6 protein-coding genes are annotated in these 6,688 nt (G+C 42.5%); 1 reads left to right on the forward strand and 5 read right to left on the reverse strand.

Going from position 1 to position 6,688, the window contains the following annotated elements; genetic code table 11:
- Positions 1-22: 22 nt before the first annotated feature.
- The 4 genes from C8D84_RS13055 to C8D84_RS13070 form a co-directional block, all read right to left on the reverse strand.
- Complete coding sequence (locus tag C8D84_RS13055; protein ID WP_045446333.1) at positions 23-700, reverse strand: type 1 glutamine amidotransferase domain-containing protein; 678 nt, start codon at positions 698-700, stop codon at positions 23-25.
- A gap of 219 nt (positions 701-919) precedes the next feature.
- Positions 920-1,969, reverse strand: coding sequence for an NADP-dependent oxidoreductase (locus tag C8D84_RS13060; protein WP_109592665.1), 1,050 nt, complete (start codon positions 1,967-1,969; stop codon positions 920-922).
- A gap of 156 nt (positions 1,970-2,125) precedes the next feature.
- On the reverse strand, positions 2,126-3,346 hold the full coding sequence (locus C8D84_RS13065) for an iron-containing alcohol dehydrogenase (protein ID WP_109592667.1): 1,221 nt from the start codon (positions 3,344-3,346) through the stop codon (positions 2,126-2,128).
- 208 nt (positions 3,347-3,554) lie between these two features.
- Positions 3,555-4,157, reverse strand: coding sequence for a TetR/AcrR family transcriptional regulator (locus C8D84_RS13070; RefSeq protein WP_055124963.1), 603 nt, complete (start codon positions 4,155-4,157; stop codon positions 3,555-3,557).
- Positions 4,158-4,563: 406 nt separating this feature from the next.
- Between C8D84_RS13070 and C8D84_RS13075 the strand changes: the two genes are divergently transcribed.
- A complete protein-coding gene (locus C8D84_RS13075; RefSeq protein WP_087814161.1) occupies positions 4,564-6,054 on the forward strand; it encodes an aldehyde dehydrogenase family protein in 1,491 nt (496 codons plus the stop codon).
- 94 nt (positions 6,055-6,148) lie between these two features.
- On the opposite strand, the gene C8D84_RS13080 is transcribed toward C8D84_RS13075, so the two are convergent.
- Positions 6,149-6,379 (reverse strand): hypothetical protein, encoded by a 231-nt coding sequence (locus tag C8D84_RS13080; protein ID WP_045446342.1) that lies wholly within the window; start codon positions 6,377-6,379, stop codon positions 6,149-6,151.
- Positions 6,380-6,688: the final 309 nt, after the last annotated feature.

A 6,688-nucleotide genomic window follows, 5' to 3' on the forward strand; every position in this document is an offset into this window, starting at 1 on the left:
TTATATTAACGTTAAAAAGATATTAACCTTTCAGCTTAGTGATTAAGCGCTTGGCAGCTTCCTCTGATGACGCTGGGTTTTGCCCAGTAATCAGCAAGCCATCTTCAACCACAAATGATTCCCAATCAGCGGCTTTTTCATAGTTACCACCATTGGCTTTTAGTGCATCTTCTACTAAGAATGGCACGACATCTGTTAGACCAACGGCGTCTTCTTCTGAATTGGTAAAGCCAGTCACTGTTTTGCCTTTGACTAAATACTCACCGTCAATTTTGACATTTTTAAGAGCGGCTGGAGAATGACAAACAAAGGCGACAGGTTTGTCTTGTTTGACAAACGTCTCAATCAAATTGATCGAATTTTTATCAACTGCCAAGTCCCATAGTGGACCATGACCGCCTGGATAAAAGACTGAATCAAAATCTTCAGCGTTCATATCAGCGAGTTTTTCAGTATTGGCAAGATGCTTTTGAGCATCGCTGTCTTCTTTAAAGCGCTTGGTATCTTTCGTTTGCGTGTCTTCAGTATCGCTGCTCGGATCAAGTGGTGGCTGCCCGCCAGCAGGAGAAGCAAGTGTCACATTGACGCCCGCATCGATAAAAGCGTAATAAGGCGCGGCAAACTCTTCTAGCCAAAAGCCCGTTTTTTTGCCAGTATCGCCCAACTTATCATGTGAGGTTAGTACCATTAAAATATTCATAGTCGTCCTTATTTATTATTGATGTTGTTTTTAAATCATGGGTTGTTAGCAGTCATGCTTAATTGGTCATCTGTAATTAATATGAGTATTTGCAATGACTGCTAGCGGTATTCATAGAACAGTATTCATGGTTGAGAGGTCATTTTCAGTGGTTGTCTTAGCAAGTTATGTTGTTAAGTCGTTATTTGCGATTCAATCAACTGATAACCATTGGTTCTGTTATTCAACCTCAGAAACTTTAACCACTGTTTTACCAAAGTTATCGCCATTTAGCATGCGCACAAAGGCATTTGGTGCATCGTCTAAGCCTTCAGCGATATATTCTTTGGTTTTAACATCGCCTGACTCGACCCATTTGCTCATGGTTTTTAAGAATTCTGGGAAGTGATCACCATACTCTTCAAAAATAATAAACCCTTTGATGGTGAGACGACGGCTTAGAATGTTGCCCATTAATACGCCTAGACGATCTTTGCCATCAGGCAGCTCGGTGGTGTTGTATTGCGAGACCAGACCACAGACTGGGATACGTGCATGCGCATTTAATAATGGCATAACGGCATCAAACACTTTGCCACCGACGTTTTCGTAATAGATATCGATGCCATCTGGGCACGCCGCTTTTAATTGCTCGGCAAAGTCATCCGCTTTATGGTCAATACAGACATCAAAGCCTAGCTCATTGACAGCAAAGTCACATTTTTCTTTGCCACCAGCCACACCAACGGTACGTAAGCCATATTGGTTGCCAACTTGACCTACCGTTGCACCAACGGGACCCGTTGCAGCAGCGACGACCAAAGTTTCCCCTTTTTGCGGCTTACCGATGTCGGTCAAACCCATGTAACCGGTAAAGCCTGGCATACCTAGTACGCCTAAACCATAAGAGGGATTTGACATGTTTTTGTCAAGCTTTAAGACGCCTTCGCCATCACTGACGCTATAGTCTTGCCAGCCTGAGTTTGAGACCACTAAGTCACCCACAGCAAATTTGTCGATATTGGATTCAACGACTTGGGCAACCGTGCCACCCATCATGACGTCACCCACTTCTAGCGGATCAGCATAGCTTTTTGCATCGCTCATACGTCCACGCATGTATGGATCTAATGATAAGTAAACGGTACGCAGCAGCATTTCATTGTTATTTGGCGATGGGATATCGCTGGTTACCATATCAAAGTTTTCAGCTTTTGGCTCACCTGTTGGACGGCTTGCTAATTTAATTTGACGATTTATTTTTTGATTTTGTTGTTTATCAAAGCTCATTATCAGATTCCTTTTCTATTTATTAATTTTAAGATTCTATTGATTTTAATATTTACTGGTTTTGATACTCAATGGTGAATGGAGTAGTTACTCAGTGCTGAGCAACTACTATAAATAGCATAACAATATGTGTTTCTTATTACGGTGGTGTTTTTATTAAGCAGATTTGCTACTAATAGCACGTTGTAGAATACGACGTGACACTTCTAAATCATTGTTGCTGTGCTCGCCTAACTGAACCATGTTGTGCGCTTCAAGCTGCTTGATAATTGGGTCAATAGCTGACGCATCAAGTTCTGCATCTTCTAAACTGACGGGCAAGCCAAGGTCGCGGAAGAAGTGTTCTGTACGGACAATAGCGGCTTCAATGACAGCGTCTTCGTCTTGATGAGTATCATCGAGCGTAATATTCCAGACATTATGTGCATATTGAAGTAATTTTTCTTTTTTACTTTCTTTTAGCTCACGCATCACTGATGGCAATAAGATAGTTAATGTACGTGCATGATCGATGCTGTGTAACGAGGTTAGCTCATGACCGATCATATGTGTCGTCCAGTCTTGCGGTACTCCTGCACCGATTAGACCATTGAGTGCCATTGTCGCTGTCCACATAATATTCTTACGAGTTTCTAAGTTCTCTGGATCTTGTTTAACGATACGACCTTCATCAATGAGGATTTTCAGCAAGCTCTCAGCAAAGGCATCTTGCACTTTGGCATTGACTGGATACGTTAGGTACTGTTCCATGACATGGACAAAGGCATCCGCAACACCATTCATCACTTGACGCTCAGGTAATGTCAGTGTTTTGATTGGATCTAATATTGAGAACTTAGGGAAGGCAAGTGCGTTGCCAAATGGTAGCTTAGCTTGACGTTCACTATAATTGATGACGCCGCCTGAGTTCATCTCAGAGCCAGTGGCTGGAATGGTCAAAACAGCACCCAAATCGATGGCAGAATCAATGTCTCTGCAATAGCTGGTTAGTGCGTTCCATGCTTGTTCGCGTGAGACAGTCGTGTCATCTTCTTCAGTGAGTGACGATACCAATGCCACAAATTTGCTACCATCAATGACTGAGCCGCCACCGACCGCTAGCAAAAAGTCAATATTGTGCTCATTGACCATATCTGCTGCTTTTAAAAGAGTCGTGAATTCTGGATTGGCTTCAATACCACCAAATTCGAATACGGTACGTGTACCGCTCGCAGCCAAGGCTTCTTTTACTTCGTCTAGCGTACCTGTGCGCTGTGCCGAACCGCCACCATAAGTGATAAGTACACGGGCATCAGTCGGAACCAATTCCGATAGTTGTTTTATTTGACCTTCACCAAAGACGATACGTACTGGATTGTAATATTGGAAGTTATTCATAGTATTCCTAAAATCATTAAATATTTGTGTTAGGCGTATGGGGTGCAAAAATCTCAGTGGCAAATTAGCCATTCGTTTTTGCAACTGTGGGCATTGTACATTAAATAGACCAGTCGTCTAGTAATTTTTACAAAACTCTCTTATAACTCAATTTTTTGCTTTAGATATAGGGAAGTATAAATGGCTAAAAAGCGTTTAACGCACGAGATTAGCGTCCCAATTGAGAAGTAGTCATCTGCCATACTTCTGCAAGCGGTGTATTGGTTTGGCTAATCTTGGCGATTAAACTGGCACCAAGCCAAGCAAAATACCAACGTTTTGCCATGCTCTCGGCCGCGATATTGTCAGGTTGTGGTACAGAGTCATCCGCCCAGCCTGCTTTGATTTGTTCAGCAAGCCAGCTGATGGTCTGCTGGTAACCAGCATTCAGTGCGATGCGCATAGGTTCAGACAGATCTGCAACCTCAGCGCTGAGCTTCACCACCAAGCATTTTTCATGATCACAGCCATTTTGCTGGGTGTCATACCAGCTTTGAAAGTAATCATAAATCTTTTGCTGAGCATTAACTTTTTGACGACCAATGGTGTCTAAGCGTATCTTATAATCAGTGAAATAATGACTGATGATAGCTTCACCGAACGCTTCCTTTGAGGCAAAATAATGGTAAAAAGAGCCTTTAGGAATACCGGCTGTGTCTAGTATTTGTTTGATACCGACGGCAGTAAAGCCTTTTTTAGAAATCAATTGATAGCCTGTTTCTAACAGATGCGTTTTGGTATCTGGTGGGATTGTGGTTGAGGCCGCAGACATAATGGTAATGTCCTCCTATATTTTTTATGAATGTATTTCAGAGATAAGGTATGGCGAATAATGCTACTTAGCGCGCTATTAACAATTATTCATGATACTTTCTATGGGTCGATGCAGATTTTTATCGTTGCTTATAATGAGTGCTTATTGTCAGGGTTGATATGGTCACGTTACGTTTTTTCAACAATACTTGCTGACAAAATACGCTTATTTGTATGAGGTCTATGGTAGCATTAGACCAGTCGTCTAGCAAGTTTCGTTTTGATGTGCTTAATCAAATGTCGCGAGCGCAGGCTATTTAATATAAATAACTGTGTTAAGGGTTATTTTTTATCTGCCTCAATTTGCTAGCCATACTGTTTTATTGACAACCAACATAACATCCATAAAATAAATGAGAAGAATTATGTTAACTGATACCGATAATACCAAAGCCAATGCCTATAATGATTTCCACCTCCAGTACATTGCAGGGGAATGGCAAAGCGGTCAAGATGATAGCGTCAATACCAACACCAACCCCTACAATGGCGATACACTTGTAAAGATTCAGCAGGCGACAGAAGCACAGCTTAATGAAGCTTATCAAGCAGCAAGTGCGGCACAAAAAGAGTGGGCACAGCAAACGCCAGCGACACGAGCAGGTGTACTATATAAAGTGGTTGAGATTTTAGATCAGCGCCAAGATGAAATCGTCGATTGGCTCATTAAAGAGTCGGGCAGTACCCGTGTTAAAGCCATGGTGGAGTTTGCTGCTACCCGCGGCATTACCCTTGAGGCTGCGACTTTCCCCAGTCGTGTACATGGCGAGATTCGTCCATCTAACACCCCTGGCAAAGAAAACTTTGTTTACCGTGAGCCCATCGGTGTCGTCGCTGTCATTAGTCCGTGGAACTTTCCATTACATTTGACACAACGTTCTATTGCACCAGCCTTAGCACTTGGTAACGCTGTGGTACTCAAGCCTGCGAGTGATACTCCAGTGACTGGTGGTTTGCTGCTAGCAAAAGTATTCGAAGAAGCAGGTTTGCCAAAAGGCTTGCTCAACGTGGTGGTTGGCTCAGGCAAAGAGATAGGAGATGCGATCGTTGAACACAAAACCCCAAGCTTTGTATCATTTACTGGCTCTACTTCAGTCGGTAAGCGCATTGGCGAGTTGGCCAATGGCGGCGACTACATTAAACAAGTAGCGCTTGAGTTGGGTGGTAACAGTCCATTTGTGGTACTAAAAGACGCTGATATTGAGCAAGCGGTCAAAGCAGCAGCCTTTGGCAAATTCTTACATCAAGGTCAAATCTGTATTGCTATTAATCGTATTATCGTTGAAGACGAGATTTATGATGACTTTGTTGAGCGTTTCTTGGCACACGTTAAAACGTTAAATGTCGGCGATCCGAGCAAACAAGACACGGCGGTTGGTCCGATTATTAATAAAAAACAAGTCGAATCGTTGAAAGAGAAAATCGCTAATGCGCAGCAAGAAGGCGCAAAAATGATATTAAGTGGTGAGATTAAAGGACAAGTTGTACCGCCGCACATCTTTACTGAAGTGACGCGCGAGATGGATTTGTCACGTAATGAGGTATTTGGACCATTGGTCGGTATCATCCGTGCCAAAGATGAAGATGATGCGTTATCGATCGCCAATGACTCAATGTTTGGTCTGTCGAGTGCGGTATTTACAAAAGATATGGCAAAAGGCATGCGCTTTGCTCGCGGTATCAGAGCAGGCATGACACATATTAATGATATTTCAGTCAATGATGAAAGTAACTTACCATTCGGTGGCGAGAAAAACTCAGGTATTGGTCGTTTTAACGGTGAGTGGGTGCTAGAAGAGTTCACTAGAACGCACTGGATATCTATGCAACATGAGCCACGCGAGTATCCGTTTTAAGCGATGTATATTTTCAATGCTCTAAATTAAAGTTTTAATAATAAAAAAGCCTGCAAATCAGCGGGCTTTTTTTATGGGAACGTTGAAAGTGTGATTATTTAAGGTGAAAGCCTAGCAAGCCTTGTATCTCCTCGACGGTCATATGTCTAACGAGCGCCTGATCTTCTACCGACAAGCGATTGGTGTGCTCTTTTATCATAGTATGGATGCTACGAGCGACCTCAGAGGTGCTAGCATAATACATTTGCGGCTCTTCTTTGGTGAGTTTCATCAAAAACTTATCGATGATTTTGCGCTTTTCATGGGAAGCGTGTTCTTGAGTCATGACATTCTCCTAATTATAAACCATCTAAGCAGTCAGCTCAGTGATAGTCAATGCTTATGGCTAGTATAACGCAGATAACAACGAGGATAGCGACTTAAGTTGAACGGGTAACACGCTCTATACTGTGTGTCACATTCTAAAATATTATCATCTAGCGCCGTAAAACCACGTCCTTCTAGGGCGTGGATATCAGGCGTCAACCGTTGTCACCTAAGATTGAACATACCTTGATAACCAAATACATTGAGATCATAATTACCCCATGAAAACGCTCAAACTACGCATCAAAGACAAACATGCCACTCAGCT

The organism is Psychrobacter immobilis, from assembly GCF_003148585.1.
GTDB classification, from domain to species: Bacteria; Pseudomonadota; Gammaproteobacteria; order Pseudomonadales; family Moraxellaceae; genus Psychrobacter; species Psychrobacter immobilis.

Excerpts from the sequence above, each read along its gene's own strand:
- C8D84_RS13075 (WP_087814161.1), top strand. The coding sequence starts at position 4,564 with ATGTTAACTGATACCGATAATACCAAAGCCAATGCCTATAATGATTTC.
- C8D84_RS13060 (WP_109592665.1), bottom strand. The coding sequence starts at position 1,969 with ATGAGCTTTGATAAACAACAAAATCAAAAAATAAATCGTCAAATTAAA.
- C8D84_RS13070 (WP_055124963.1), bottom strand. The coding sequence starts at position 4,157 with ATGTCTGCGGCCTCAACCACAATCCCACCAGATACCAAAACGCATCTG.
- C8D84_RS13065 (WP_109592667.1), bottom strand. The coding sequence starts at position 3,346 with ATGAATAACTTCCAATATTACAATCCAGTACGTATCGTCTTTGGTGAA.
- C8D84_RS13055 (WP_045446333.1), bottom strand. The coding sequence starts at position 700 with ATGAATATTTTAATGGTACTAACCTCACATGATAAGTTGGGCGATACT.
- C8D84_RS13080 (WP_045446342.1), bottom strand. The coding sequence starts at position 6,379 with ATGACTCAAGAACACGCTTCCCATGAAAAGCGCAAAATCATCGATAAG.